The sequence below is a fragment of the Rossellomorea sp. y25 genome (genome assembly GCF_038049935.1).
Classification (GTDB): Bacteria; Bacillota; Bacilli; order Bacillales; family Bacillaceae_B; genus Rossellomorea.
Genome location: NZ_CP145886.1, coordinates 3148307 through 3174133, shown reverse-complemented (window position 1 = coordinate 3174133; position 25827 = coordinate 3148307). Strand labels below are relative to the sequence as shown.

The 25827-nt window shown below is 43.8% G+C and carries 26 protein-coding genes; 22 read left to right on the top strand and 4 right to left on the bottom strand.

What is annotated here, in order from left to right; translation table 11 throughout:
* Positions 1-49 precede the first annotated feature (49 nt).
* The 3 genes from obgE to pheA all read left to right on the top strand — a co-directional run bounded on the left by obgE (position 50) and on the right by pheA (position 2938).
* On the top strand, positions 50-1336 hold the full coding sequence (gene obgE, locus AAEM60_RS16090; RefSeq protein ID WP_044339520.1) for a GTPase ObgE: 1287 nt from the start codon (positions 50-52) through the stop codon (positions 1334-1336).
* Between the two features lie 205 nt (positions 1337-1541).
* A complete protein-coding gene (locus AAEM60_RS16085) occupies positions 1542-1997 on the top strand; it encodes an ACT domain-containing protein (RefSeq protein WP_113969485.1) in 456 nt (151 codons plus the stop codon).
* A 50-nt stretch (positions 1998-2047) separates the two neighbouring features.
* Positions 2048-2938: a prephenate dehydratase gene (gene pheA / locus AAEM60_RS16080; RefSeq protein ID WP_299738732.1), complete on the top strand. Its 891-nt coding sequence runs from the start codon at positions 2048-2050 to the stop codon at positions 2936-2938.
* Between the two features lie 60 nt (positions 2939-2998).
* Here pheA and AAEM60_RS16075 read toward each other — a convergent pair whose 3' ends face one another.
* Together AAEM60_RS16075 and AAEM60_RS16070 are read right to left on the bottom strand one after the other, a co-directional pair.
* On the bottom strand, positions 2999-3541 hold the full coding sequence (locus AAEM60_RS16075) for a transcription repressor NadR (protein ID WP_299738730.1): 543 nt from the start codon (positions 3539-3541) through the stop codon (positions 2999-3001).
* A 53-nt stretch (positions 3542-3594) separates the two neighbouring features.
* Complete coding sequence (locus tag AAEM60_RS16070) at positions 3595-4740, bottom strand: IscS subfamily cysteine desulfurase (RefSeq protein WP_341356624.1); 1146 nt, start codon at positions 4738-4740, stop codon at positions 3595-3597.
* 120 nt (positions 4741-4860) lie between these two features.
* Here AAEM60_RS16070 and nadB point away from each other — a divergent pair, with 120 nt between their 5' ends.
* The 13 genes from nadB (at position 4861) to yajC (ending at position 17343) form a co-directional block, all read left to right on the top strand.
* The gene (gene nadB / locus AAEM60_RS16065; protein WP_299738726.1) at positions 4861-6453 is read left to right on the top strand and encodes an L-aspartate oxidase; all 1593 of its coding nucleotides are present in this window, start codon (positions 4861-4863) and stop codon (positions 6451-6453) included.
* Positions 6422-7267, top strand: coding sequence for a carboxylating nicotinate-nucleotide diphosphorylase (gene nadC, locus AAEM60_RS16060; protein WP_299738724.1), 846 nt, complete (start codon positions 6422-6424; stop codon positions 7265-7267). Before nadB ends, nadC begins: the two co-directional genes overlap by 32 nt.
* 2 nt (positions 7268-7269) lie before the next feature.
* Positions 7270-8376, top strand: a complete 1107-nt coding sequence (gene nadA / locus AAEM60_RS16055) for a quinolinate synthase NadA (protein WP_299738722.1) — start codon at positions 7270-7272, stop codon at positions 8374-8376.
* A gap of 159 nt (positions 8377-8535) precedes the next feature.
* The gene (safA, locus tag AAEM60_RS16050; protein WP_341356623.1) at positions 8536-10170 is read left to right on the top strand and encodes a SafA/ExsA family spore coat assembly protein; all 1635 of its coding nucleotides are present in this window, start codon (positions 8536-8538) and stop codon (positions 10168-10170) included.
* Between the two features lies 1 nt (position 10171).
* A complete protein-coding gene (locus tag AAEM60_RS16045; protein WP_299738718.1) occupies positions 10172-11146 on the top strand; it encodes a phosphotransferase in 975 nt (324 codons plus the stop codon).
* 102 nt (positions 11147-11248) lie between these two features.
* Positions 11249-11986, top strand: coding sequence for a YhcN/YlaJ family sporulation lipoprotein (locus AAEM60_RS16040; RefSeq protein ID WP_299738716.1), 738 nt, complete (start codon positions 11249-11251; stop codon positions 11984-11986).
* A 190-nt stretch (positions 11987-12176) separates the two neighbouring features.
* Positions 12177-12725 carry an intercompartmental signaling factor BofC gene (locus tag AAEM60_RS16035; protein WP_299738713.1) on the top strand — a complete coding sequence of 183 codons (549 nt, stop codon included), beginning with the start codon at positions 12177-12179 and terminating at the stop codon, positions 12723-12725.
* Between the two features lie 195 nt (positions 12726-12920).
* A complete protein-coding gene (gene ruvA, locus AAEM60_RS16030; protein WP_299738710.1) occupies positions 12921-13532 on the top strand; it encodes a Holliday junction branch migration protein RuvA in 612 nt (203 codons plus the stop codon).
* Between the two features lie 28 nt (positions 13533-13560).
* Positions 13561-14562 (top strand): Holliday junction branch migration DNA helicase RuvB, encoded by a 1002-nt coding sequence (ruvB, locus tag AAEM60_RS16025; RefSeq protein ID WP_299738708.1) that lies wholly within the window; start codon positions 13561-13563, stop codon positions 14560-14562.
* Positions 14559-14765: a DUF2905 domain-containing protein gene (locus AAEM60_RS16020; protein WP_299738706.1), complete on the top strand. Its 207-nt coding sequence runs from the start codon at positions 14559-14561 to the stop codon at positions 14763-14765. Before ruvB ends, AAEM60_RS16020 begins: the two co-directional genes overlap by 4 nt.
* Positions 14766-14804: 39 nt before the next feature.
* Positions 14805-15830, top strand: a complete 1026-nt coding sequence (gene queA, locus AAEM60_RS16015) for a tRNA preQ1(34) S-adenosylmethionine ribosyltransferase-isomerase QueA (RefSeq protein ID WP_299738703.1) — start codon at positions 14805-14807, stop codon at positions 15828-15830.
* A gap of 58 nt (positions 15831-15888) precedes the next feature.
* A complete protein-coding gene (gene tgt, locus AAEM60_RS16010) occupies positions 15889-17028 on the top strand; it encodes a tRNA guanosine(34) transglycosylase Tgt (RefSeq protein ID WP_341356622.1) in 1140 nt (379 codons plus the stop codon).
* A 42-nt stretch (positions 17029-17070) separates the two neighbouring features.
* The gene (gene yajC, locus AAEM60_RS16005; protein WP_149156354.1) at positions 17071-17343 is read left to right on the top strand and encodes a preprotein translocase subunit YajC; all 273 of its coding nucleotides are present in this window, start codon (positions 17071-17073) and stop codon (positions 17341-17343) included.
* 68 nt (positions 17344-17411) lie between these two features.
* Here yajC and AAEM60_RS16000 read toward each other — a convergent pair whose 3' ends face one another.
* Positions 17412-17783, bottom strand: a complete 372-nt coding sequence (locus AAEM60_RS16000) for a TIGR04086 family membrane protein (protein ID WP_299738695.1) — start codon at positions 17781-17783, stop codon at positions 17412-17414.
* 162 nt (positions 17784-17945) lie between these two features.
* On the opposite strand from AAEM60_RS16000, the gene AAEM60_RS15995 reads away from it, so the two are divergent.
* Together AAEM60_RS15995 and AAEM60_RS15990 are read left to right on the top strand one after the other, a co-directional pair.
* Positions 17946-19241: an ArsB/NhaD family transporter gene (locus tag AAEM60_RS15995; RefSeq protein WP_341356621.1), complete on the top strand. Its 1296-nt coding sequence runs from the start codon at positions 17946-17948 to the stop codon at positions 19239-19241.
* A gap of 70 nt (positions 19242-19311) precedes the next feature.
* The gene (locus tag AAEM60_RS15990) at positions 19312-19962 is read left to right on the top strand and encodes a DUF421 domain-containing protein (RefSeq protein WP_299738691.1); all 651 of its coding nucleotides are present in this window, start codon (positions 19312-19314) and stop codon (positions 19960-19962) included.
* 80 nt (positions 19963-20042) lie between these two features.
* Here the strand turns inward: AAEM60_RS15990 and spoVB are convergent, their stop codons facing one another.
* On the bottom strand, positions 20043-21593 hold the full coding sequence (gene spoVB, locus AAEM60_RS15985) for a stage V sporulation protein B (RefSeq protein ID WP_299738688.1): 1551 nt from the start codon (positions 21591-21593) through the stop codon (positions 20043-20045).
* A 124-nt stretch (positions 21594-21717) separates the two neighbouring features.
* On the opposite strand from spoVB, the gene AAEM60_RS15980 reads away from it, so the two are divergent.
* The 4 genes from AAEM60_RS15980 to AAEM60_RS15965 all read left to right on the top strand — a co-directional run bounded on the left by AAEM60_RS15980 (position 21718) and on the right by AAEM60_RS15965 (position 25812).
* Positions 21718-22038: a post-transcriptional regulator gene (locus AAEM60_RS15980; RefSeq protein WP_299738686.1), complete on the top strand. Its 321-nt coding sequence runs from the start codon at positions 21718-21720 to the stop codon at positions 22036-22038.
* A 129-nt stretch (positions 22039-22167) separates the two neighbouring features.
* On the top strand, positions 22168-24432 hold the full coding sequence (gene secDF / locus AAEM60_RS15975; protein WP_299738683.1) for a protein translocase subunit SecDF: 2265 nt from the start codon (positions 22168-22170) through the stop codon (positions 24430-24432).
* A gap of 146 nt (positions 24433-24578) precedes the next feature.
* Positions 24579-25463 carry a cation diffusion facilitator family transporter gene (locus tag AAEM60_RS15970; protein ID WP_299739648.1) on the top strand — a complete coding sequence of 295 codons (885 nt, stop codon included), beginning with the start codon at positions 24579-24581 and terminating at the stop codon, positions 25461-25463.
* 13 nt (positions 25464-25476) lie between these two features.
* Complete coding sequence (locus tag AAEM60_RS15965; protein WP_299738681.1) at positions 25477-25812, top strand: lipopolysaccharide assembly protein LapA domain-containing protein; 336 nt, start codon at positions 25477-25479, stop codon at positions 25810-25812.
* Positions 25813-25827: the final 15 nt, after the last annotated feature.

Genomic DNA, 25827 nt, shown 5'->3' with positions numbered 1-25827 from the left:
AATACAGGCGGAAATTCAACTATTGCACGGATAAGTTAGGAGTGAAAGTATGTTTATAGATCAGGTCAAGGTTTATACAAAGGGTGGTGACGGCGGAAACGGTATGGTTGCCTTCCGTCGTGAGAAATATGTACCTAAAGGTGGTCCCGCCGGAGGAGATGGCGGTCACGGTGCAGACGTTATTTTCGAAGTGGATGAAGGTTTAAGAACCTTAATGGATTTCCGCTATCAACGTCATTTCAAGGCACCTCGTGGAGAGCACGGGATGAGTAAGAATCAGCATGGACGCAATGCGGAAGATATGGTTGTCAAAGTTCCACCTGGAACAGTCGTGAAGGATGATGACACAGGTGAAACGATTGCGGACCTGGTGCAGCATGGTCAACGTGCCGTGATTACGAAAGGTGGCCGGGGTGGAAGAGGGAATTCCCGTTTCGCTACGCCTGCCAACCCAGCTCCTGAGCTTTCTGAAAAAGGGGAGCCTGGACAAGAGCGATATATCGTAATGGAATTAAAGCTTCTGGCCGATGTTGGATTGGTAGGATTCCCGAGTGTCGGAAAATCCACTTTGCTTTCAGTCGTTTCAGCAGCTAAGCCGAAAATTGCTTCCTATCATTTCACTACCATCGTTCCGAATTTAGGGATGGTTGAAACGGGAGATGGCAGAAGTTTCGTTATGGCCGATTTGCCTGGATTGATTGAAGGAGCCCATGAAGGCGTCGGACTCGGTCACCAATTCCTGCGTCATATAGAACGTACGCGTGTCATTGTCCATGTGATCGATATGAGTGGAATGGAAGGAAGAGATCCATACGAGGATTACCTGACGATCAATGAAGAGCTTAAGCAATACAATCTTCGTTTAACGGAGCGACCTCAAATCATTGTTGCGAATAAAATGGACATGCCTGATTCAGAAGAGAATCTGAAGATCTTCAAAGAAAAACTTCAGGAAGATTACCCTGTGTTCCCGATCTCGGCTGTTACGCGTCAAGGCCTGAGTGAGCTTCTATATGCTGTAGCCGATAAAGTGGAAACGACTTCTGAATTCCCTATTCATGAAGAAGAAGAAACAGGCATCCACCGTGTTGTTTACAAGCATGAAGAAGAAGAGAAAGAATTCGAAATCACTCGTGATCCTGATGGAACATTCGTTGTCAGCGGTGCGAAAATTGAGAGATTATTCAAAATGACCGATTTCTCAAGGGAAGATTCTACGAGACGATTCGCAAGACAGCTTCGTTCGTACGGTGTGGATGAAGCCCTTCGTGAGCGTGGTGCCGAGAACGGTGACACAATCCGCCTGTTAAAATATGAATTCGAATTTGTAGATTAAGTTTCATCCTTCATCTATTTCGGACAGAAAAGCGGAGGCGCTTGACTTATGACCTCGAGAGACAGGTGCCGTAGCTGGATGACAGAAAAGCTATGGTGGTCAAGGATAAGCCGCCAATGCTCTACAATAGAAAGCGAAAGCGGTACTCAGAGAGGCTTGATCATACCCTCTGGTCTCTGTAGCTAGACAATTGGAGGAATAGTCATTGGGGAAAAAATTTCAAGAAGGCAAGTTTTATTTAGTACGGGAAGACGTGCTGCCTGAAGCGATGAAGAAAACCCTGGATGCGAAAGAATTGATTGAAAGAGGCAAGGCTGACTCAGTATGGGAAGCGGTCCATCGGGTCGATTTAAGCCGGAGTGCCTTTTATAAATATCGTGATACAGTGTTTCCTTTTCACACCGTGGTGAAGGAGAGAATCATCACGCTATTCTTTCATCTGGAAGACCGTTCAGGAACGTTGTCTCATTTACTGAGTGAAACGGCCAATCATGGTTGCAATATTTTAACGATACATCAGACGATCCCATTGCAAGGAAGAGCGAATGTCACACTTTCTTTAAATGTGACTGACCTTACGATCGGATTGGAAGACTTACTCTCAAAACTCAGACGATTAGAATTTGTAGAGAAAGTGGAAGTGTTAGGTTCCGGAGCCTAACACTTTTTTTTGCTTAAAAGCTCTTCCTCTTTGTTTGTATACGTGTTAGAATGTTCAATAAATTTGGTGAGAGTGAGAGGAAGATCAGAGTGAAAATTGCGTATTTAGGACCCCAGGCTTCCTTTACAGATTTAGCTGTTAAGAAGGCATTCCCAGAAGAAGATACCGTATCGTATGTGACGATTCCGGATTGCATTGAAGCGGTGATAGAGAATGAGGTTGATTATGCCGTTGTCCCCTTAGAAAATGCCCTGGAAGGCTCGGTACATATTACAGTCGATTATTTATTTCATGAAGCGAATTTAGCGATTGTAGCTGAATTGACGTCCGCGATTCAGCAGCACTTAATGATACATCCAGAATGGAGTGACAGTGAAGATTCTATCGAGAAAGTTCTTTCCCATTCCCACGCATTGGCACAGTGTCATAAGTTTTTACATAAGCAGTTTCGCGGGGTACCCCTGGAACAGACGACGAGTACGGCTGCCGCTGCTAAATTCGTGAGTGAGAATCCTGACTCGTTCCTTGGGGCAATTGGAAACGAACTGGCAGCAGAAAAATACGGATTGAAAATCATGCATGAAAACATTCATGATTTTGCCTATAATCATACAAGGTTTATCGTTTTACATAAGACGGCTGATCCATTGTCACTTTCTCAGGAAAAAAGTCTGGAGAAGACGACCTTGATGGTGACTCTCCCAAAAGATCGATCAGGAGCGCTCCATCAGGTATTATCAACCTTTGCCTGGAGACAATTGAATTTAAGTAAAATTGAATCAAGACCTCTGAAAACAGGGTTGGGGGATTATTTCTTCTTAATTGATGTGGCTCATGAAATGGATGATGTCCTTCTTCCGGGAGCAGTTAGTGAAATGGAAGCCCTCGGATGCAAAGTGAAAATGATTGGGACGTATTCTTCTTATTTATTGGATAATTGAGCAGCAAAAAGGCAGATTCCAACGTGGAATCTGCCTTATTTATATGCTCGTCGGGGCTGATCAATTGTAAGTTTGAATCAGGAAGCCTGCATCTTGAAGGGCTTTTTCTGCTGTCTCCAGGGCTTGTTCACTATGGGCCATTAAGGTATGTAAATGAACACCATCGGTTAATTCTGAAAGAAAGGAAGCCCCCGTTTCATCAATTTTGTTCATGAATTGTTCCACTTCCTTACGGTTGGACACCATAATCGAAGCGGTCAGGTCTCCGTATACGCCGTGTTCGATCTTTACATCCTTGACTGTGACACCGTGATCGACAAGTAAGAAGAGTTCTTCCTCCGACCGGTCAGGTGTATGCTGGCAAGCAACCGTCCGTTCAATCATTGTATCCTGATTCGAGGCAGGCATATACAAGTAGCCCTGACTCGTCGCAATGATGGGCTCACCCTTTGCTTTCAGCAGTGTGATGTCACTTACGATCACCTGTCGGCTGACACTGGTCTGCTTGGCGAGCTCTCCCCCTGTGATCGGGGCATGTTTTGTGATTAGTTTATCGAGGATCCATTGTCTTCTCTCATCTCCAAGGATCTTTTTTCCTGCCAAAGATATCTCCTCCGTCCCCAATTTATATAGAAAATCATACCACAACTTGTTCTTCAAGTTAAGGAAGATACATGAGCAGCGCGTATTTCGTATAACGCGTGTACAAGTTTCTCTACATGTTCTTCCTTTGTATCTCTCCCAAATGAAATGCGTATGAATTCTTTTCCGGCTATTTGATCAACTCCCATGCTGGACAGTGTTTTAGACATAGCCCCAGTCCCTGAACCGCAAGCACTCCCTGTGGAAATGCATATTCCCCTCCGGTTGCATTCAAGCATCAGCCATTGACCCTCAAGCCCATGAATTCCCAGGCCGATTACGTGTGGTAGCTGTGCATGTGCGGGTCCCTCATAGAGCGTGTAAGAACCCGGAAGATGTTCTTCTAATAGCGATAGAAAATGGTCTCTCAGACGAGCATAATGCGGGATTGAAAAGGAATCATGAAATAAACTTGCGGCTGTCACGAATCCTGCTATTCCGGGCAGATTCACCGTTCCTCCCCTGAACCCGTCCTCATGTGTCTGGCCCGGGATCATAGGACAAACATCGATAGAAGGATTGATATAAAGAGCGCCGACTCCTTTTGGTCCATAAATTTTATGGGAGGATAGAGTGAAGCTGTCTACGATGGAAGTGTATTCCGTGATGTCTGTTTTCCCAAAGGATTGAACCATATCACTGTGCAGCAAGATATCATTGATTCTCAGTAGATTCTTGATGTCATGGAGAGGCTGGATCGTTCCGATTTCCCCGTTACAATGTCCGATGCTCACGACGGTTGTTTCTTCTGAAATCGCTTCTTCGAGTTTTTGCAGGTGAATCAATCCTTGAGATGTGGTGGGGATTTTCGTGACGGTAAAGCCCCATTGCTCAAGAAAAGCGGCAGAGGAATGCAGGGATGAATGTTCTGCACCACCAATGATGATGTGTTTTCCCTTGTGCTTCCTGCTTAGTGCGAGCGTGACGAGGGCTAAGTGATTTCCCTCTGTTCCCCCGGAAGTAAAGTAGATCCCTTTAGGTGGCACCCCAAGGACTCCAGCCAATTTTTCTCTGCATTTTGTCAGTAAAAGCTGTGCTTTTCCGCCTGTGTCGTGAAGACTGCTCGGATTCCCCCAGAACTCCTCACTGACTGTTTGATACACTTTCAAGCTTTCAGGATCAACTGGGGTTGTAGCGGCGTAATCAAAATAGTTCATCATGTAACCTTCCTTTGTTTAAATAGTCTGAATATATGAGACTTGTAAAAAACTCTTGTCATTAGTTTAAATATGTGTAAATATATGTGTCAAGACACCTGTAAATAATCAGGAGGGTTTTTGATGAAAAAGGCCGATGTTTTGATTGTTGGAAGTGGCATTGCAGCATTGCAACTGGCACGCCAACTTCAAGATCATTTTTATGTGATGATTATCACAAAGGATAAAATCGTAAGTGGCAACTCATATCTTGCCCAAGGTGGTGTTGCAGCAGCTTTAGGACAAAAGGATTCTGTCCATGCTCATTATGAAGATACATTAGAAGCAGGACGCTATCATCAGGATGAGGATAGCGTGAATCAACTCATTGTAGATGGAAAAAGAATCGTAGAATCCCTGGTAAACGAAGGGGCCCCTTTTGACCGCAAAGAAGATGGGAGTCTTTCTCTGGGGATGGAAGGAGCTCACAGTGCAAATCGCATATTGCATAGTGGGGGAGATCAGACAGGAAAGTATTTGGTGGAGCATTTATTGAAATCCCTTTCAAGAAACAAAGTCGAATTTATTGAAGGTGAAATGGTTTACAAGCTAGTTAAAGATGACAGGGGACACTGTTGCGGTTTGAAAACGAAGGATAAGAGTGATGCTATCCGCTATTATTACGCTGCCCACGTTGTTCTTGCCACGGGAGGAATCGGGGGATTATATCCTTCTACATCCAATCATCCGGTCGTAACGGGTGATGGAATGGCCCTTGCTTTTCTTGCCGGGGCTAAGGTTGCGGATATGGAGTTCATCCAATTTCACCCGACTTTGCTTTGGCTGAACGGGAAAACATGCGGTCTTATTTCAGAGGCAGTAAGGGGGGAAGGAGCTCTCCTGCTAAATGATATGGGAGAAAGAATCATGCAGGGAGTGGATCCTCTCTTGGAGCTTGCACCACGTCATATTGTAGCTGAATGCATCTTTAAGGAGCGGCAAAAAGGAAGAGAAGTGTTTTTAGATATAAGTAGAATAGAAGACTTTCAGTTAAAGTTCCCGTCCATCTCCTCTCTTTGCTTAAAACATAATATTTCTATTGAGGAAGGGAAGATCCCTGTTTCACCTGGATGTCATTTTATGATGGGGGGAGTACTGACCGATCGAGTGGGGAGAACCAATATTCCGGGACTGTATGCGATTGGGGAGGTAGCCTGCAGCGGTATCCATGGAGCGAACCGATTGGCCAGTAATTCGTTACTGGAAGGTTTGGTATACGGAGACCGACTTGGAAAATACCTCATTCAGAATGGTGGTAATCATCATTCATCCTTTCTGCTCTCTTCGATTGCTCCCATTCAAGAAGGAAAATCGGCACATATTCCTTTTCAGTCAAGCGATGTAAAAGAGAAAATGATGGAGCATGTAGGGATTATCCGTGATGACAAAGGATTGGTCACTCATTTGAATTGGTTAAGGTCCCAACCCCTGACATTTCATGAGCATATCGATTTCAATTCACGTGAAGAGATTCATACATACTTCATGTGGATTGTAAGCTCACTTGTAACTCAGTCCGCTTTATTACGGACAGAAAGCAGGGGAGGGCATATTCGATCAGATTATCCCCTTGAAGATAATGAAACATGGTTCAAACGAAAAATGATTTTACAAAACAAAGATGGTCGATTGAGGGTGGAGTATCATGAACAAAATGAAACTAAAATCTATGCTTGAAGAGTTTTATCGTGAAGATTTGGGTGATGGAGATCACTCTTCTGAAATCCTGTTTTCTAAAGACGATGAAGGATCTTTTTCATTCCTGATGAAAGAGAACGGTATATTTTGTGGGAAAGATGTGATCGAGCTTGGGTTCGGGCTCTTCAATCCATCAATCGAAGCAAGGGTGTTCATAGAAGATGGAGAAATGGTCGAAATGGGACAATTGATTGCTGAAATCAGAGGTCCAATGAGGGATCTTCTCCAGGCGGAACGAGTTGTCCTCAATTTGATCCAGCGCATGAGCGGTATTGCAACCGAAACCCATCGGGCTGTTGAGCAGGTGAAGGGGAGTGGGGTCCGTTTATGTGACACCCGGAAAACAACGCCGGGGTTACGGATGCTTGAGAAGTATGCTGTAAGGACGGGGGGAGGATTCAACCACAGAAGTGGCCTTTATGATGCCGTCATGTTAAAAGATAATCACATTTCATTTGCCGGATCGATTACAAATGCTGTTAAGCAGGTGAAAAGTCAAATCGGACATATGGTGAAAGTGGAAGTGGAAATTGAAACGAGGGAGCAATTGGTGGAGGCGATTGAAAGCGGAGCGGATGTCATTATGTTCGATAATTGCACACCTGCCACTATAAGTGAGTGGATTCCTCTTGTTCCTCCTCATATTGTGACAGAAGCATCAGGAGGTATTACAAGGGAAAATCTTTCAGCTTATGCAGCTACAGGAGTTCACTATATCTCCCTCGGGTACTTGACACATTCAGTAAAATCACTTGATATCAGCGCACGAGCAAGAATCGCGAAAGGGGTATAAATATGGGGTTGCTTGAAGAATTAACGAAACAAACAGGAGTACTGCCTGAATCGATTACAAGTCTATCGACAGAAGAGATGGAGAACCGGGTAAGAGAAATTAAGCTTCAGCTGGGAAAGAAGCTTTTCATTCCAGGGCATCATTACCAAAAAGATGAAGTGATCCAATTCGCCGATGCCGTTGGTGATTCTCTTCAGCTTGCCCAACTATCCGCGCAAAATAAAGAAGCGGAATACATTGTGTTTTGCGGAGTTCATTTTATGGCTGAAACCGCAGATATTTTAACGGATGAAAATCAAGTTGTCATCTTACCCGATATGAGGGCGGGCTGTTCCATGGCAGATATGGCTGATATTTACCAGACGGAAAAGGCATGGATCAAACTCATGGAGCTATTTGGTGACACGATCATTCCCCTCACATATGTCAATTCCACTGCAGCCATCAAAAGCTTTGTAGGAAAGAATGGGGGAGCGACGGTTACGTCATCAAATGCACATAAAATGGTTGAATGGGCATTAGGACAGAAGGAGCGGATTCTTTTCTTGCCCGATCAACATTTAGGTCGCAACACAGCGGCTGACCTTGGCGTTTCTTTAAGTGAAATGGCCGTATGGGATCCGATTCGAAACGAACTGATCCATGAAGGAGACCTTGATGGCGTGAAAGTGATCCTGTGGAAAGGGCACTGTTCCGTCCATGAGAATTTTACAGAGAAGAATATAGAAGTAATCCGGAACAATCATCCTGACATGAAGATTATCGTGCACCCGGAATGTCGCCGTGAAGTGGTAGAGAAATCAGACTTGAATGGAAGCACGAAATTTATAATCGAAACCATCGAACAATCTCTTCCAGGCTCTTCTTGGGCGATTGGCACAGAGATGAACCTTGTGAAAAGACTGATCAATCAGCATCCGGATAAAAACATTGTTTCACTTAATCCTTATATGTGTCCTTGCTTAACGATGAATCGCATCGATTTACCACATTTAGTATGGGCATTGGAGAAAATTATTGAAGGAATACCTGAAAATATCATTAAAGTCGATGAAGGTGTTTCAAAAAATGCAATTTTCGCTTTAGAACGCATGTTAACCCGTGCTTAATGAATATAAATAATGAAATGACCAAGCCCGAAATATACCGTCCAATCGCCTGAGACGGTATATTTTTTTTTGAACACACATAAGTTTTTATGTAGATGATTAGCAATTTGCCTATCTTGTCATAGGATATATAGACTTATGCCTGAGGAGGGAAAAAGAGTGAAAATCCATATTGTTCAAAAAGGGGATACTCTCTGGAAAATCGCCAAGAAGTATGGCGTAAACTTCGAAGAGTTAAAACAAATGAATGCCCAGCTATCAAACCCTGATATGATCATGCCTGGCATGAAAATTAAAGTGCCGACTACAGGCGGATCCGTTAAGAAAGAGACACAAATCAAATACGGGTCCAAGGAAATGCCTAAGAAAGAGATGCCTAAAGCAGAGCATCCATTCAAAGAGCAGAAGCCTATGGCCATGCCAGTCGAAGAGCCAAAGAAAGAAAAGCCGAAAGAAGTACAAAAGCCGTTTGCACCAAAAATGCCTCAACCAGTAGTGCCGGAAATCGATATTAACAACTATTACATGATGAATATGGCTAATATGCAAATGCAACAGCCAATGCAAAAGCCAATGCAGCAAGCAAAACCAAAACCAAAACCAAAACCTCAAATGCCGCCTAAACCTACTAATGTACTACCAAAAGCAAAAGAACAGCCAAAGCCAAAACCGATGCAAGAAGCCGTCCAAGGTGTTCAAGAAGAAGAAAGCTTACAAATGCCATCACAACCACAAGGAGGGAACACCCAACCTATGTATAACCCAAATAATTGCGTGCCTGTATCACCGGTAATGCCAGGACCAGGTTTCTGTCCACCACATGGATGGGGAATGCAGCCAGGAGGATATGGAATGCCGATGGGCCAAGGAATGCCAATGGGGCCAGGAAGCCAGGTTCAGGGGGCATCCATGATGCCAGGAATGCAGCAGATGCCAATGATGCCACAAATGGGATATGAAGAAGAGTCTTCTTCCGTTATGCCATACATGCCGCATGGTCAAATGCCGATGCAACAACCGATGCAGATGCCGATGCACATGCAGCAGCCGATGCAAATGCCGATGCAACAGCCAATGGGTCAGCCGTCAGGAGTAATGGGTGTATCGGATGAAGATGACTATCCATCGGTTCAAATGCCGCAACAGGTATCACCGGCTATGATGTATCCTCAAAATTGCTATCCAGTCTCCCCTGTCATGCCGGGACCAGGATTCCAGGGTGGAATGCCGGGTGGAATGCATGGCGGATATCCAATGGGACCTGGAGGTCAAGTACAGGGTGCGATGTCAGAAGAGTCCCCGTCTTCGATGATGAACGGGTATCAAATGCCAATGGGGCAACCATCCGGAGTAATGGGTGCACAAATGGGCGGTCAAATGCCGATGGGGCAGCCATCCGGAGTAATGGGTGCACAAATGGGCGGTCAAATGCCGATGGGGCAGCCATCCGGAGTAATGGGTGCACAAATGGGCGGTCAAATGCCAATGGGCCAGCCATCCGGAGTAATGGGAGCAAGTGATCAGGGTGATTGCGGATGTGGCGGACCAAAAGGGTATGGACCGATGATGCATCATCCGATGATGCCACAACAAATGCCACAACAAATGCCTCAAGGAATGCAGCAACAACCATACGGCTTCGGACCAGGGATGATGGGTCAGGGAATGCCAGGCCAAGGAATGCCGATGGGACCTCAAGGTCAGGGAATGGGAATGCCAATGGGACCTCAAGGAATGTTTGGTCCAAGAGCATTTTCCATGCCGAACTACCATGACGATGACTTTGAGGGCTAACATGCATGTACGAGGGGACGATTATTCACATCGTCTCCTTTCTTTTTTACAATATAAGTTAAACGATCCCGGAGCATCCCTTAAAATGTTAAAAGAAGGGAAATGGAAGCTGAAAAGCAATGGTAGAAAGTGGTTTGTGAAACGATTTCCAAATCAACTGAAATTCTTACAGCAGGAACGGCTGATTTCAACGCTGTTAAGAGAAAAATTCTATCACGTTCTGCCATTCCATCCTATTCATGAGCGGGAGATATTATTATTTGAAGGATCTCCAATCGGTATTACAATGTGGTTGGAAACGTCTCAATCCATAAGCTATGATCGATCCAAAGATCGGGAAGATGCATTGAAGGTCCTGAAAAAATTTCATTCAGTCTCAGAAACAATCCGGGATTCATGGACAACAGAGATTCCAAGGTACAGATGGCTGAAAAAATGGAAAAAACGAATGATGCAGTTTCAATATAATCTACCCTATTTGCAAGCCTTCATTCAACCTTATTATTTGTATACGTATTTAGAATGGGGAAAGTGGGCGCTGAAAGAATTAAAATCAATCGGCATCGATGAGAATGGAAAATGCATTACTCATGGAGATGTGGCACATCATAATTTCTTAAGAGGAAAGAATGGAATCGTGTATATGATTGACTTTGATTTAATGTCCCTTTCTACAGCATTAACAGATGACCTGCAGTTTTGCAACCGGATTTTACCATATTTAAATTGGACATTAAGTGACATCAAGCGCCTGACTCCATTTCAATCATACGAGGATGAGCTTATTTTTTATCTTGGTTTAATGTATCCGTCAGATGTGTTTCGCGAGTGGAATCGATTCATCCGTGAAGATCAATACTATAAACAGCGTGTTTGGGGTTATTTAATCAATTTAACCCTTAACCAATTTCCACAGCGAATGCAATTCAATCAAGAGTTGCATGGAGAATTGAAAAGGATCAATACCCAATTGTAGGAGATGTCTCCAAACTTTGACCCGAATGAAAGGTGAGCTCCTTTCACAACCTAATGGTGAGCACAAATATGCTCGAGTATTGGGTTGAAGGAGGAATCACCATTGAATAAACGATTATTCATGGTACCATTAACAGCCGTCATGACATTGGGCCTTGCTGCATGTAATAGTGGAGAAGAAGAAGCTCAAGATCGATACACAGACTCCTATGAGCCCCTCGGCTTCTATTCAAACGAAGGCCACGGTGGAGATAAGGGAGATGAGAGGGACGGACCTCTAACGGAAATGTATGACCATTCTGTTGGAAAAGAGGGTCAGGATATCCGCCAAAAGAAACGCGAATTCCTTCAAGTAAGGGATGAGAATGGCAATCCTAAAAATCCTTCAAGACCACTTGCCAACTATGATGAGAATTTCTTAGCACAAGACGGTCGCGCGAGCCACGGTGATGCGAATTACCATGGACATCTTGATGATAATACACGAAATGCCAAGAGATCTTACTATACAGCTTATGAAGGGGACTTAGCTGAGAAAATCGGTGATGTTACTGGAAAGGTTGAAAATGTAAGCGACGTTCGTGCTGTTGCATATGGTTCAGATGTCCTCATTGCTGTAGAGCTGGATGACCACAGCAAAATCGAGGAAACGAAAGCCCGGGTCACAAAAGCCGTTCAGCCTTATCTTCATGGAAGGTCGGTTTCGGTTGTGACTGATGAAGGAACGTTCAGTCGGGTCAGAAATATTGACAATGATTTACGTGACGGCGGACCAAGAGAAGGAATTAACTTTGATATGCACGATATGTTTAAATCGGTTAAGAACCGTGTCAATGAGTAACAATGGTGAGACTACTTAAAGAGTTCAATCTCTTTGGTAGTCTTTTTTTTGTTCAGCCTGGTGCATCCTCTTTACCTTCTCTCAAGGTCCGTCCCTCCTGAAAAATTTCACTCAAGACTGGATATTCTTAACAGGGTTTGGCAAGACTAGTGGATAGAGCGTTACATAAATTAAGTTCGAGGTGATCACGATGACGATTAAGGTTCGAATCGTGTTTATGGTGATGTTGTTAATAGGTGCTTTTTACTTCACATTCTTTTATACAGAAGAGAAGCAGGCTGCTGATGGGGGCTCTCTTGAGGAGCTGAATGAAACGCCTGCAGAGGTAACTTCCGCCCACACGATCACAGTCATACTTGAAAGAGTATATCTGGATGGTGAAGTGAGTGAGGAAATCGTACAGGAAACGATTTGGAGCATGGAAGATTTCTGGGCTGCATATGAGGATTGGCAGCTGATGGATATGACGGAAGAACAGATCGTGTTTCAAAAACAGATGGATGATATTTCCCCCCTTTTAAAGACGAATGGATATTTCGGTATTTCTGACAATGGCGTCCTATCCATTTTCAATGGGAAACCGGGACAGGCAGAGATCATTCAGTCCTTCTTTCAGATTGATGTAGAGAAGCTTGAAAGTAAACGGCATGATGATTTAGTCAAGGGCATCCCTATAAAGTCGAAGCAAGAATACGAAGAGGTTCTCGAACAATTTAAACCCTACTCGGTTCCTAAATAACAGTGAAAACCAGTGCGATCGCCACTGGTTTTTTATGTTGGATTTTTTTCTGCCCAATCCAGGTTCGATCTGATAAAATTAGAACAAGTGTTTCATTTTCTGTCACTCTTTCCGACCACAGTAAATAGTGATATGATACAATAGGTTTTACATGACTTTTTTATGCAGGGTTTTTAAATAGGGAGAGAAAAAAAGATGTATGAGTATATAAAAGGGACGGTTAGCCAAGTTGGTCCTGAGTATGTAGTAGTGGAGAATAATGGGATCGGATATCAGCTGTATACGGCGAATCCGTTTGTTTATTCTAAATATCAAAATCAAGAGATTCAGATTTTTACATATCAGCATGTGCGTGAAGATCTTATTGCCCTTTATGGCTTTCTGGCAATGGAAGAAAAATTGCTATTTATGAAACTATTAAATGTTTCAGGAATTGGTCCCAAAGGAGCTTTAGCGATTTTGGCCTCGGGTGCCCCCCAGCAGGTAATTACCGCCATCGAAGAAGAGAATGAAAGTTTCCTGACGAAGTTTCCCGGTGTGGGTAAGAAGACAGCACGTCAGATGATCCTGGACTTAAAAGGGAAGCTTCAGGATGTTGTGCCTGATTATTTTCCAAGTTTATTCTCGAATCCAGAGGAGGCAGAAGTGTCCTCTGGGAAGGATGAGGCCTTTGATGAAGCGATTCTTGCTCTTAAAGCCCTTGGCTATTCTGAACGTGAAATCAAGAAAATCACTCCAAAGTTAAAAGGAGAAGGGCATACCTCGGACGAAATCATCAGGAAAGCTCTTCAGCTCCTATTGAAATAAGTGGATTCCATGAAGGGAGGAAGTCTGGATGGAAGAAAGAATCGTATCAGGCGAATCAGAGTTAAATGAAGATTCCTTTGAATATTCCCTGCGTCCGCAGACAATAAAACAATATATTGGGCAAGATAAAGTAAAGCATAATCTAGAGGTATTCATTGAAGCGGCCAAGATGCGTCAGGAAACCTTGGATCATGTTCTTCTTTACGGTCCACCAGGATTGGGCAAAACGACCCTTGCTGCTGTCATCGCAAATGAGATGGGGGTGAACCTGCGCACCACATCTGGTCCCGCTATCGAGAGACCGGGAGATTTAGCTGCGGTCCTGACGGCACTGGAGCCTGGTGATGTGCTGTTTATCGATGAAATCCACCGTTTGCCACGGGCCATTGAAGAGGTTCTCTATCCTGCGATGGAAGACTTTTGTCTGGATATTGTCATAGGGAATGGTCCGAGTGCCCGGTCTGTCCGTTTAGACCTTCCGCCTTTCACACTCGTGGGAGCGACGACCCGGGCAGGTGCATTATCAGCCCCGCTCCGTGATCGGTTTGGTGTTTTATGCCGATTGGAATATTATAATGAGGAGCAGTTGAATGAAATTGTTCAGCGGACAGCAGCGATTTTAAACACAAAAATCGAAGCGACTGCTTCCGAGGAGTTAGCCCGCAGGTCAAGAGGGACACCGCGTATTGCCAATCGATTATTACGAAGGGTAAGAGATTTTGCCCAGGTGAAGGGGAACGGGGATATTACAACCACCCTTTCGAGGGAAGCCCTCGAGCTTCTTCAAGTCGACAAACTGGGTCTTGATCATATCGATCATAAGCTCCTAAAGGGTATCATCGACCGTTTTAGAGGCGGCCCTGTGGGACTTGATACAATCGCGGCAAGTATAGGGGAAGAGTCACACACGATTGAAGATGTATACGAACCCTACCTTTTGCAAATTGGATTTATCCAACGGACGCCAAGAGGAAGGATCGTCACTCATCTTGTATATGAACATTTCCAGTTGGAGGTGCCGAACAATTGACGGGATTGCCTAAGCTACTAATGATTATAGGTGGAATCATTCTTATTATCGGATTCCTCATGCAATTTATCAAAATAGGTAAGCTTCCTGGAGACATTATCATTAAAAAAGAAAACACAACATTTTATTTTCCACTTATGACTTCTATTCTGTTAAGTGTTATACTTTCCGTTGTCTTTTATTTATTAGGGCGATTTAAATAGGATTCATGGGTGAGATTTAAGTAAGCTAGGTGACAAATTGTGAAAGTAGAAGATTTTGATTTTCATTTACCGGAAGAACTGATTGCACAGACCCCTCTGGAAAATCGTTCCGAGAGTAAACTGATGGTGTTGGATAAAAAAGATGGATCCATTGATCATCTCCATTTTAAAAATATTGTGGATTTCCTGCACGAAGGGGATTGTCTCGTTTTAAATGACACAAGAGTACTACCGGCACGCCTTTTTGGACAAAAAGAAGATACGGGTGCCAATATTGAGGTGCTTCTTCTGAAACAAGAGGATGGAGATCAGTGGGAGACGCTTGTGAAGCCTGCGAAACGAATTCGGGTAGGCACGGAGATTGTCTTTGGAGACGGAAAGTTAAAAGCAACCTGTGTTGGTTTAAAAGAGCATGGTGGAAGAATTCTTGAATTCCGTTACGAAGGGATCTTCTACGAGGTTCTTGATGAATTGGGAGAAATGCCCCTGCCTCCATATATTCGCGAGCGATTAGAAGAACAGGACCGCTACCAAACCGTATTTGCAAGGGAAAGAGGTTCAGCGGCAGCTCCGACGGCCGGTCTTCATTTTACGGAAGAACTGCTGGAAGAACTGAAAGCAAAGGGTGTACATATTGCGTTTATTACCCTCCATGTGGGATTGGGGACATTCAGACCGGTTTCCGTCGATACGATTGAGGAACATGATATGCATGCTGAGTTCTATCAGGTATCCGAAGGGACCGCCCGTCTATTGAATGAAGTAAGGGCAAATGGCGGCCGCATCATTACAGTCGGAACCACATCCACCCGGACTCTGGAAACCATTGCTTCAAAGCACGGAACCTTTGTGGAAGAGAATGGCTGGACGAATATTTTCATTTATCCTGGATATGAGTTCAGGGGGATCGATGGTCTCATCACGAATTTCCATTTACCGAAGTCGACCCTGATCATGCTGGTCAGTGCCTTTGCGGGACAGGAAAACGTCATGCATGCCTATGAAACGGCAGTTAAAGAGAAGTACCGCTTCTTCAGCTTTGGAGATGCGATGTTTATTAAGTAATACACTGATTGAACAAACTATTTACCCCTTTATGGAAAGTGGAAGGAGATTTCACACGTTGACTGCAATAAAATATGAATTGATTAAAACATGTAAACAAACCGGAGCAAGACTGGGCCGCGTCCATACGCCGCACGGTTCATTCGAAACGCCTGCCTTCATGCCTGTAGGAACCATGGCCACTGTAAAAACGATGTCACCGGAGGATTTGAAATCCATGGAATCCGGCATCATTCTTAGTAATACCTATCATCTATGGTTACGCCCCGGTCATGAAATCATCAGGGAAGCTGGCGGCCTTCATAAATTCATGAACTGGGACCGTGCCATCCTTACCGATTCAGGCGGTTTCCAAGTGTTCAGCTTGAGTAAGCTTCGCCAGATTGAAGAAGAAGGAGTCCATTTCCGTCATCATCTGAATGGGGATAAGCTCTTCCTCAGTCCGGAGAAGGCGATGGAAATTCAGAACGCATTGGGCTCGGATATCATGATGGCCTTCGATGAATGTCCACCGTATCCTGCTGAATACGATTATATGAAGAGTTCTGTAGAGCGTACGACACGTTGGGCCGAGCGCTGCCTGGAAGCTCACCAGCGACCGCATGATCAAGGGTTATTCGGAATCGTCCAAGGTGGGGAGTATGAAGAGCTTCGTAAGCAAAGTGCCCGTGACCTTGTATCCATGGATTTTCCCGGCTATGCCGTAGGTGGCCTTTCTGTCGGTGAACCGAAGGACGTCATGAACCGAGTACTTGATTTCACGACGCCACATCTTCCTTCAGATAAACCTCGTTACCTGATGGGGGTTGGATCTCCGGATTCACTGATCGATGGTTCGATGCGCGGAATTGACATGTTTGATTGTGTCCTCCCAACCCGTATCGCACGTAACGGGACCCTTATGACAAGCGAAGGCCGTCTGGTTGTGAAAAACGCTAAGTTTGCAAGGGATTTCAGGCCGATCGATGAGAATTGTGATTGCTATACATGTAAAAATTATAGCCGTGCGTACATCCGTCACTTGATCAAATGTGACGAAACGTTCGGAATTCGCCTTACGACTTATCATAATCTTCATTTTCTGTTAAAATTGATGGAGCAAGTCAGACAAGCGATTCGTGAAGATCGTCTAGGAGACTTTAGGGAAGAATTTTTCGAGCAGTACGGCTTCAACCGTCCTGATGCGAAAAACTTCTAAAAAGCATGCTATAAATGAATCTTGGAAAGGAGGGGAAAAAGAATGGGAGGAAGTTTAGGAACAATACTACCTTTGATATTAATGTTCGTTCTGTTTTACTTTTTACTGATCCGTCCTCAGCAAAAGCGTCAAAAAGCCATTTCAAAAATGCAAAATGAGCTTGCTAAGGGTGATAGAATCATCACGATTGGTGGATTGCATGGTGCGATCGATGCCATCGAAGAAGGAAAAGTAGTCATTCTATGTGGTGACGGCAGCCGTCTTACATATGATCGTAATGCGATCAGAGAAGTCGTTAGAGCAGATCAGGTATAATAAAAAGGGGTCCTCATCATTGTGCCAAGGCACTTTGGGAGGGACCCTTTTTTTATTGTTTGGATGGACTAGCTCTCCCTGGGACCGCCACTCATATTCACCCCAAGGATTCCCCCCATCATGGCTGTGAGGATGTAGCAGCCGTGATAGACGAGCTGCTCCATTGAAAACAGACTATCGTATCCGAGATATTGAAATAAGAAAATGACCAAGGTGTAAATAAGCCCGGTTGAACCTCCGAGAACCCATCCTTTTGTTTTACCTTTTCCACCAGACATAAATCCGCCAACAAATAATGACAGAAACGATATGATGGTGATAAATAATGTGATGGAGCTTTCAGTCAGTTCTGTAAACCGAAGCAGCAAAGAGAATAATAAGCTTGCGACTATCGCTATGACAAATATGGTTGTTGTCCCGTATAGAACGGCACCTCCCATTTTTTTCGCCTCGATGATGGTCCTCTCCCTTCTAACTCATTAAATTTTATTCATGTGATAGTACAAGCATATTCATCCAACATTAGAAAAAGACTAGAAATTTTTTATGGTCAAGCCTCATAGACTAGTATGAAACTTCCTGGAGAAGGAGGAGCTATGACCATGTCTCCGATAATCGTATTAATTGTGTTTGTTTCTGTATACATCCTGCTAATGACCGAGAAATGGAACCGGGTATTGGCTGCCATGGCCGGTGGTGTTGCCATGCTTTTAATTGGGGCTTTTCCAATTGAGAAAGCATTGTTTACGTATATAGATTGGAAAACCATCACTCTGCTTTTTTCCATGATGTTAATCGTGACGTTGACGAGTAAAACGGGGTTCTTTGAGTATATTGCGATCAGGTTTGCACAAGGGGTGAATGGGAATGGACTGGCTCTTCTTATCCTGTTTTCCTTATTGGCAGCGATTGGCTCTGCCTTTCTGGCTAACGTAACGATTGCCATGTTATTGGTTCCCATTCTATTTAAACTGACAAAGCTTCTTGAACTTCCTCCCATACCTTTTCTGATTATGACGATCCTTGCTTGTAATATTGGAGGGACCGCGACCTTGATTGGTGACCCGCCTAATATGATGATCGGACAGGCGGTTAAGCACTTCACGTTTAATGCATTTATTGAAAATTTATTGCCTGTCGTTTTGATGGTCTATATTGTCACTTTACTCATCATGTGTGTTCTATATAGAGAAGTCCTCTTTGTCAAGGAAGACAGGAAATTACTTCTTAAAGGAATCAATGCAGTAGAGTATTTAAAGAAAGACAGAGGGCTCCTTCAGTCCCTGTTTGTCCTTGGCCTGGTGTTGGCCGGTTTTTCTTTATATCCGATGTTTCATCTCGATGTAACGACCGTCTCCCTTGCCGGAGCTGTTCTGTTAATGCTGCTTCTCGAAAAAATTTATCCTCCGGAAACCATACTAAGAGAGGTGGAGTGGGGGACCCTGTTTTTCTTTATGGGCTTATTCCTGCTTGTGGGAGGGATTGAAGAAGCAGGCTTCATAGATGAAATAGCCCGTGAAATTTTACGGCTGACAGATGGGGACATGAAGAAGACAGCATTCGTCATTCTGTGGGGAACCGGTATATTGTCCGCCATCGTAGACAACATTCCGTTTGTTGCTGCCATGATTCCGGTCATACAGGAATTTGGTGAATTCGGAATGGTCAATATGGATCCGTTATGGTGGTCGCTTGCTCTCGGGGCTTGTTTAGGCGGGAATGGTACATTGCTTGGTTCTTCTTCTAATCTTGTGATTGCAGGACTTGCTTCCAAGGAAAATGTACATATCAAGTTTTATCAATATTTGCTTATTGGTGTACCGGTGACGCTGATTTCACTTGCAGTATCAACGGTCTATGTGTATTTCAAGTACATCCGGCCATTTTTAGGTGGATAAATATTCCTCCCATTAAATTTCCCTATCTGTCGATACTACATAGTGACATGTGTATGAAGGGGGAAAAGCAGTGGAGGAATATTTTATTATTATTATACGCACTCTTTTTCTTTATTTTTTGATCATCTTTATTTTTCGAATAATGGGGAAAAGAGAGATCGGTGAACTAAGCATACTCGATTTGGTGGTATTCATCATGATTGCGGAGATGGCTGTCATGGCCATCGAGCAACCCAAGGATCCCATTATCCATACGGTGCTTCCAATGGGGGTCATTGTCCTGATACAAATGGTATTTGCCTGGTTTTCGCTGCGGTCCAAATCATTCCGTGAGCTTTTGGATGGGAAACCGTCAGTGATCATCCATAATGGGAAAATCGATGATAAGGTGATGAAAAAGCAACGGTACAACTATGATGATTTACTCCTGCAATTAAGAGAAAAAGATATCTTCAATGTGGCAGATGTTGAATTTGCAATATTGGAACCTTCAGGGAAACTATCGGTATTGAAGAAAGATGATGAAGAGGAAGCGTCTCAGTCCTTGACTTTACCGCTGATACTAGACGGGCAGGTCCAAACCACTCATCTGGATATGATCGGGAAAACGGCTTTCTGGTTACGAAAGGAATTGAGGGAGAGAGGCTTTAAGAATATACAAGAGATTTCATTCTGCAGCTTCCAGAATGGGCAATTCTATATTGACGAAAAAAATCAATAGTCTTTAAAAACGCAGGCTCCGTTAACGTCCAAGTCAAAACTCCTCAACATCTTGTTGAGGAGTTTTGATGTGCGATGAAATTATACCGTAATAAACCGGCGGATAAATGGAATACGTGCAAGGTCGTTTTTAACGATAAGCTTAAGACTGATAGATAGGAGAAGGTAGACAAGCGTTGAAGTCGTGACTCCAAATAATAAGCGGAACACCAGGACTTCATCACTGAAAAGGTATAGATACGAATAATGACCCCAGGCTCCTGTAGCAATCAGCACGAATCCGATCTTTAAGTAATCCCGTAAGTAGATCGTCATCGGAATGTATTTAAGGATGGTCATGAAATGAAGCATGGTGACAAGCATAAATCCCGTTACAATCCCCAAAGCAGCTCCGTTTATGCCGAATGCGGGTTGTGAGGCAAGAATAAAGATGACCCCGGTCTTCACCACGGCACCTATTAGGCTGTTGATCATAGCGGCCCTTGCAAGGTTAAGTGCTTGCAGAACCGCTTGCAGGGGCCCTTGATAGTAATAGAATAAGAAGAAGGGGGCCATGATCATTAAGAAACCTGCACCACTTTCGCTTCCGTACATCACCTGCATGAGAGGCTTGGCATAGATGTAAAGGATGACGACGGAGATTCCACCCGTAATCAAGCAGAATCTCAACGCCTGCTGAAGCCTGTGCTCAATGGATGTGAAGTTCTTTTGAGAGTTTGCTTCGCTTATGGCTGGTACAAGAGATTGGGATAATGAGAGTGTAATGAATGACGGAAGGAACAAGAGAGGCAGGGCATACCCTGTAAGGGACCCATATTGTTTCGTTGCCACCCCGGCAGCCACTCCAGCGAGGGCTAAGCTATTGACAACCACAATAGGTTCAAAAAACCAGGCGATCGACCCGATCATTCTGCTCCCTGTGGTAGGCAGGGCCACACTCATCAATTCATTAAACGTCTCCCGGCCATTTCGGATCGACTTGAAGAAATTTCGTCTGATTTTGAATTTTTTCTTTAGTTTGAAGCTGGCGAACAGGTAAAGCAGGGATGCGAGTTCCCCTAATACGGATGCTACCATTGCAGCTGCGGCTGCGTATTCAATTCCATATGGAAGAAAGGTTTTGGTTAAGACGGCAATCAATGTAATCCGGACCACTTGCTCAATCACTTGGGAATAAGCAGATGGCTTCATATTCTGTCTTCCCTGGAAATAACCTCTGATGACAGAGGAAATCGCTACAATCGGAATGATCGGAGCGATGGCAACCAAAGGATAATAGATTCGATCATCAGTAAATAAAGCTTCGGTCAAGTACGGAGCAAGTAGAATGAGCGCCGGGGTAAAGATGATGGAAAGCCCAAGTGTGATCGATAAGGAAACCACCAATATTTTTTTTACTTTCCGGATATCTCCCTTTGATTCTGCTTCAGCCACGTTTTTTGAGATGGCTACAGGAAGGCCCAATTGAGTGATGGTGATGACAAGTATCAGGGTCGGGAAAGCCATCATAAAAAGACCGACGCCTTCTTCACCGATGAATCTCGCGACGACAATCCGGTTTACAAACCCTAATATTCTAGTAATAAAGGCTGCCATCATTAAGATCATAGTGCCCTTAAGAAATTTTGACATAAAATTCCCTGCCTTCTCAAAATTGGTATTATCGTATACAATAATGTATATGCACAAGGGTGGACAAAGCATGACAAGTAGTGAATAATTCCGGCTAAATTTAGCCCAGATGGGGTGAACGGGAATGAAGAATAATCAGCATCCTTATGAACGTTTTTATGAATCGTTAGAGCCAGCACTTATTAGCAAAGTAGAAGAATTCGAAATTCTTGGGTATGGAAAAGCAGACGTACACCGACTTTGGTCCTACTTAACGAAGAAGAAATGGAAGAAACCCGAAACAGATGTGAAATTCTTTCAGTTAGTGAGTGATGTGTTAACGGTTAAACCCGGGGAATATATGAGCTTTGAAACGATTGAAGCATTCAGGTCTCCCAATTGGTTTGCAGATGTGAATGAAGATGAGTTGAACGAACTTCTTCGTCCCAATATGCACGGAAAATAGTCCGAAAAGAAATTGACACCTTTTTCTTTCTCATAGATAATGAGAATATTGAAGATTTCAGGAATTATATTACTTTTTGAAGCACATAGTTCGTATGGTTTTTAAAACGGCAAGGAGGATCTATACATAATGGTAAAGCGTGGCCGAATAATTGCCTTCTTTATACTTGTGGTATTACTTGCAGGTACTATGGGAGGAACAACGAAGAGTATTGTCGATAACATCAAATTAGGATTGGACCTGCAGGGTGGGTTTGAGGTTCTTTACGAAGTTCAACCGATCAAAAAAGGTCAGGAAATTACGAAAGAAACGGTGTCCAATACAGCCGATGCATTGGACAAGCGTATTAACGTATTGGGTGTCAGTGAGCCTAATATTCAAATTGAAGATGGAAACCGGATCCGTGTTCAATTAGCGGGAGTGGAAGATCAAAACGAAGCAAGAGAAATCCTGTCCACTCAAGCAAACCTGACGTTCCGCGACGTAAATGATAAAGTCCGGTTGGATGGTTCGGATCTTGCATCCGGTTCTGCGAAGCAAACCTTTGATGACAAGAACAATCCAATCGTTTCCTTGAAATTGAAAGATCGTGAAAAGTTCTATGAATTGACGAAGGAAATATCTGCAATGGCTCCTCAAAATCAGCTGGTGATCTGGCTTGATTTCGAGGAAGGAAAAGATTCTTATCAAGCCGAAGTGGGGAAAGAAGACCCGAAATTCCTATCTGATCCTGCTGTAAGACAACCGATCAACTCCGATGAAGTCATCATCGAAGGGAATTTCACCGTTGAGCGTGCTCAAAATCTTGCTTCCCTATTAAATGCGGGAGCACTCCCGGTCAAGCTGGAAGAAAAATATTCAACTTCTGTCGGGGCAAAGTTCGGTCAACAGGCACTTGATAAAACAGTCACTGCCGGAATCATCGGGATTGCAATCATCTTCTTATTCATGATTGCGTATTACCGCTTCCCGGGGCTGATTGCAACGATTACCCTTTCCGTTTATATTTACTTAATTCTATTGATTTTCGATTTAATGAACGGGGTCCTTACACTTCCAGGAATTGCAGCACTGATCCTTGGGGTCGGTATGGCAGTCGATGCCAACATCATCACCTATGAACGGATCAAAGAAGAAATGCGCGTTGGAAAGCCGATTCGTTCAGCCTTCCAAGCGGGTAATAAATCTTCGTTCTTAACGATATTGGATGCTAACGTAACAACGATCCTTGCAGCAACGGTACTATTCTTATATGGAACAAGCTCTGTAAAAGGTTTTGCAACGATGCTGATCGTCAGTATTCTGACAAGCTTCGTCACAGCTGTATGGGGTTCACGCTTATTACTTGGGCTTTGGGTAAACAGCCGCTTCTTTAATAAAAAACCAGGCTGGTTCGGTGTGAACAAAAACGAAATCAAAGACCTGGCGGAAAATTACGATACGCTGGATCTGCCAACTCGTTTCGATCGCTTCGATTTTGCTGCACAGCGCAAAAAATTCTTCGGATTATCAGCAATCCTGATCACAGCAGGAATTATCATCCTGGCTATTTTCAGATTGAATCTGGGAATTGACTTCGTAAGTGGTTCGCGTATGGAAATCCTTGCTGACCAAAGCTTAAAGACAGAAGAGATTCAAGACGAATTGAAAGAAATGAAGCTGCCTTCTGAAGATATAGTGATTTCAGGGGACGATGAAAATATCGCCGTCGTTCGCTATACGGAAGATTTAAACAAAGATGAGATCGCCACATTAAAGGACCGCTTTAACGAACTGTACGGAGCGGAACCAAGCATCAGCACCGTTTCACCCGTGATCGGGAAAGAGCTTGCCAAAAATGCGATGATCGCTGTAGCGATTGCATCGATCGGGATTGTCATCTACGTGACGTTCCGCTTTGAATGGAGAATGGCAGCCGGTGCGATCCTTGCACTCCTGCATGATGCATTCTTTATCATAGCCTTCTTCAGTTTAACAAGACTTGAGGTCGATCTTACATTTATCGCAGCCGTCTTGACCATTGTCGGTTACTCGATCAATGATACGATCGTTACCTTTGACAGGCTACGTGAAAACCTTCATAAGAAGCGTCGTCTGAAAACGGATAAAGACATAGAAGACGTAGTGAACCAAAGTATCCGACAAACGATGGGGCGTTCGGTTAATACCGTATTAACGGTGGTGTTTACGGTTCTTGCTCTCATGATCTTTGGTAGTGAGTCCATCCGTAACTTCTCCATTGCCTTATTGGTCGGGTTGATTTCAGGGACTTATTCTTCCGTATTCATTGCCTCTCAAGTTTGGCTGGTGTTGAAGAAGAAAGAACTGAAGAAAAAAGGTACGATCAAAACCGTGAAAGAAAAGAAAACGTGGTCGGACGAACCACAAGTATAAGTGTATGAATGGGTCCGGGGAGTGCTTCTCCCCGGACCTGTCTTTTTTTTGTTTTTTTACGGCATTGGGTTACAATACTAATAGTTGAAAGGAGGCGATACCGCTTGAATCATGAAGACCGTTTTAGGAAAGCTGAAATAGCAGCAATGATTGGTGTTGTAGGGAATATTGTACTTGCGGTAATTAAGTGGGGTGCCGGTATATTGGGAAATAGTAGAGCGTTGATAGCAGATGCCGTTCACTCTGCCTCGGATGTTGCAGGTTCACTCGCCGTCTTTATCGGATTACGTGCAGCCAAGCAGCCTCCTGATCAGGATCATCCATATGGCCACGGGAAGGCAGAGTCCATAGCAGCAATCATTGTGGCCGTCTTATTGTTCTTAGTTGGGATTGAGATCGGAAAATCGTCCATAGAATCTTTCTTTCATCCCTTAACACCTCCAACAGCGATTGCCATCTATGCCGTCATCTTTTCCATTATTGTGAAAGAAGCCATGTTTCAATATAAATATCGATTGGGTAAAAGAATAAAGAGTGATGCCCTGATCGTCAATGCGTATGAGCATCGTTCAGATGTCTTTTCATCCATTGCCGCCCTTGTCGGGATTTCTGCATCCATCCTCGGAGGGAAATTCGATATTGGCTGGCTTGTATATGCCGATCCAGTAGCCGGAATATTTGTTTCGCTTCTTGTCCTCAGGATGGCCTGGCATTTAGGCGCTGAATCCATACATAATACGCTGGATCACGTCATGCATGAGGAGGATATCGTACCCTTTCGTAAAATAGTGGACTCTGTACCTGAAGTGAAGGAAATCAATGAACTTCATGCCAGGGAACATGGGCATTACGTCATCATTGATTTGAAGATAAGTGTCGATCCGCATATGACTGTCGAGGATGGTCATCGCGTCGGAAAGCAGGTTAAGAAAAAACTTCTCGAAGAATCCAATGTAAATGATGTGTTCATTCATATTAATCCGTACAATCCGGCTTCTGAAGAAAGGGATGAACAAATAGACTTAACATAAGGAGGGGAATCCGATGAAATTTCAGTGGACATTATTATTAGGTATTTTCTTTGCTTTGGTGGTTTCCATTTTCGCTGTCATCAATGTAGATCCTGTCACCGTCAATTATTTCTTTGGTGAAGCTGATTGGCCTCTTATATTAGTCATACTCGGATCTGTATTCATGGGGGGAATCATTATCGGTTCGGTTGGACTGTTTCGATTATTCGTCGTCCAAAGGAAAGTAAAGGCTTTAGAGAAAGAAAATTTACTGTTAAAAGAACAAGCCGAAGGTATGCATAAAGAAAAGGCAGAAAAAGTTCCTTTGAAAAAGAGTGCTCCCGGCACAGTAGGGGAAACGGGAGAGTAAACAGCTTGGTGGTTT

What these genes read in the sequence shown, in the direction of transcription:
- obgE (WP_044339520.1), top strand. Translation starts at nt 50, where the DNA reads ATGTTTATAGATCAGGTCAAGGTTTATACAAAGGGTGGTGACGGCGGA.
- pheA (WP_299738732.1), top strand. Translation starts at nt 2,048, where the DNA reads ATGTTCAATAAATTTGGTGAGAGTGAGAGGAAGATCAGAGTGAAAATT.
- AAEM60_RS16070 (WP_341356624.1), bottom strand. Translation starts at nt 4,740, where the DNA reads ATGATGAACTATTTTGATTACGCCGCTACAACCCCAGTTGATCCTGAA.
- nadB (WP_299738726.1), top strand. Translation starts at nt 4,861, where the DNA reads ATGAAAAAGGCCGATGTTTTGATTGTTGGAAGTGGCATTGCAGCATTG.
- nadC (WP_299738724.1), top strand. Translation starts at nt 6,422, where the DNA reads ATGAACAAAATGAAACTAAAATCTATGCTTGAAGAGTTTTATCGTGAA.
- nadA (WP_299738722.1), top strand. Translation starts at nt 7,270, where the DNA reads ATGGGGTTGCTTGAAGAATTAACGAAACAAACAGGAGTACTGCCTGAA.
- AAEM60_RS16045 (WP_299738718.1), top strand. Translation starts at nt 10,172, where the DNA reads ATGCATGTACGAGGGGACGATTATTCACATCGTCTCCTTTCTTTTTTA.
- AAEM60_RS16035 (WP_299738713.1), top strand. Translation starts at nt 12,177, where the DNA reads ATGACGATTAAGGTTCGAATCGTGTTTATGGTGATGTTGTTAATAGGT.
- ruvA (WP_299738710.1), top strand. Translation starts at nt 12,921, where the DNA reads ATGTATGAGTATATAAAAGGGACGGTTAGCCAAGTTGGTCCTGAGTAT.
- ruvB (WP_299738708.1), top strand. Translation starts at nt 13,561, where the DNA reads ATGGAAGAAAGAATCGTATCAGGCGAATCAGAGTTAAATGAAGATTCC.
- yajC (WP_149156354.1), top strand. Translation starts at nt 17,071, where the DNA reads ATGGGAGGAAGTTTAGGAACAATACTACCTTTGATATTAATGTTCGTT.
- AAEM60_RS16000 (WP_299738695.1), bottom strand. Translation starts at nt 17,783, where the DNA reads ATGGGAGGTGCCGTTCTATACGGGACAACAACCATATTTGTCATAGCG.
- AAEM60_RS15995 (WP_341356621.1), top strand. Translation starts at nt 17,946, where the DNA reads ATGTCTCCGATAATCGTATTAATTGTGTTTGTTTCTGTATACATCCTG.
- spoVB (WP_299738688.1), bottom strand. Translation starts at nt 21,593, where the DNA reads ATGTCAAAATTTCTTAAGGGCACTATGATCTTAATGATGGCAGCCTTT.
- AAEM60_RS15980 (WP_299738686.1), top strand. Translation starts at nt 21,718, where the DNA reads ATGAAGAATAATCAGCATCCTTATGAACGTTTTTATGAATCGTTAGAG.
- secDF (WP_299738683.1), top strand. Translation starts at nt 22,168, where the DNA reads ATGGTAAAGCGTGGCCGAATAATTGCCTTCTTTATACTTGTGGTATTA.
- AAEM60_RS15970 (WP_299739648.1), top strand. Translation starts at nt 24,579, where the DNA reads ATGATTGGTGTTGTAGGGAATATTGTACTTGCGGTAATTAAGTGGGGT.
- AAEM60_RS15965 (WP_299738681.1), top strand. Translation starts at nt 25,477, where the DNA reads ATGAAATTTCAGTGGACATTATTATTAGGTATTTTCTTTGCTTTGGTG.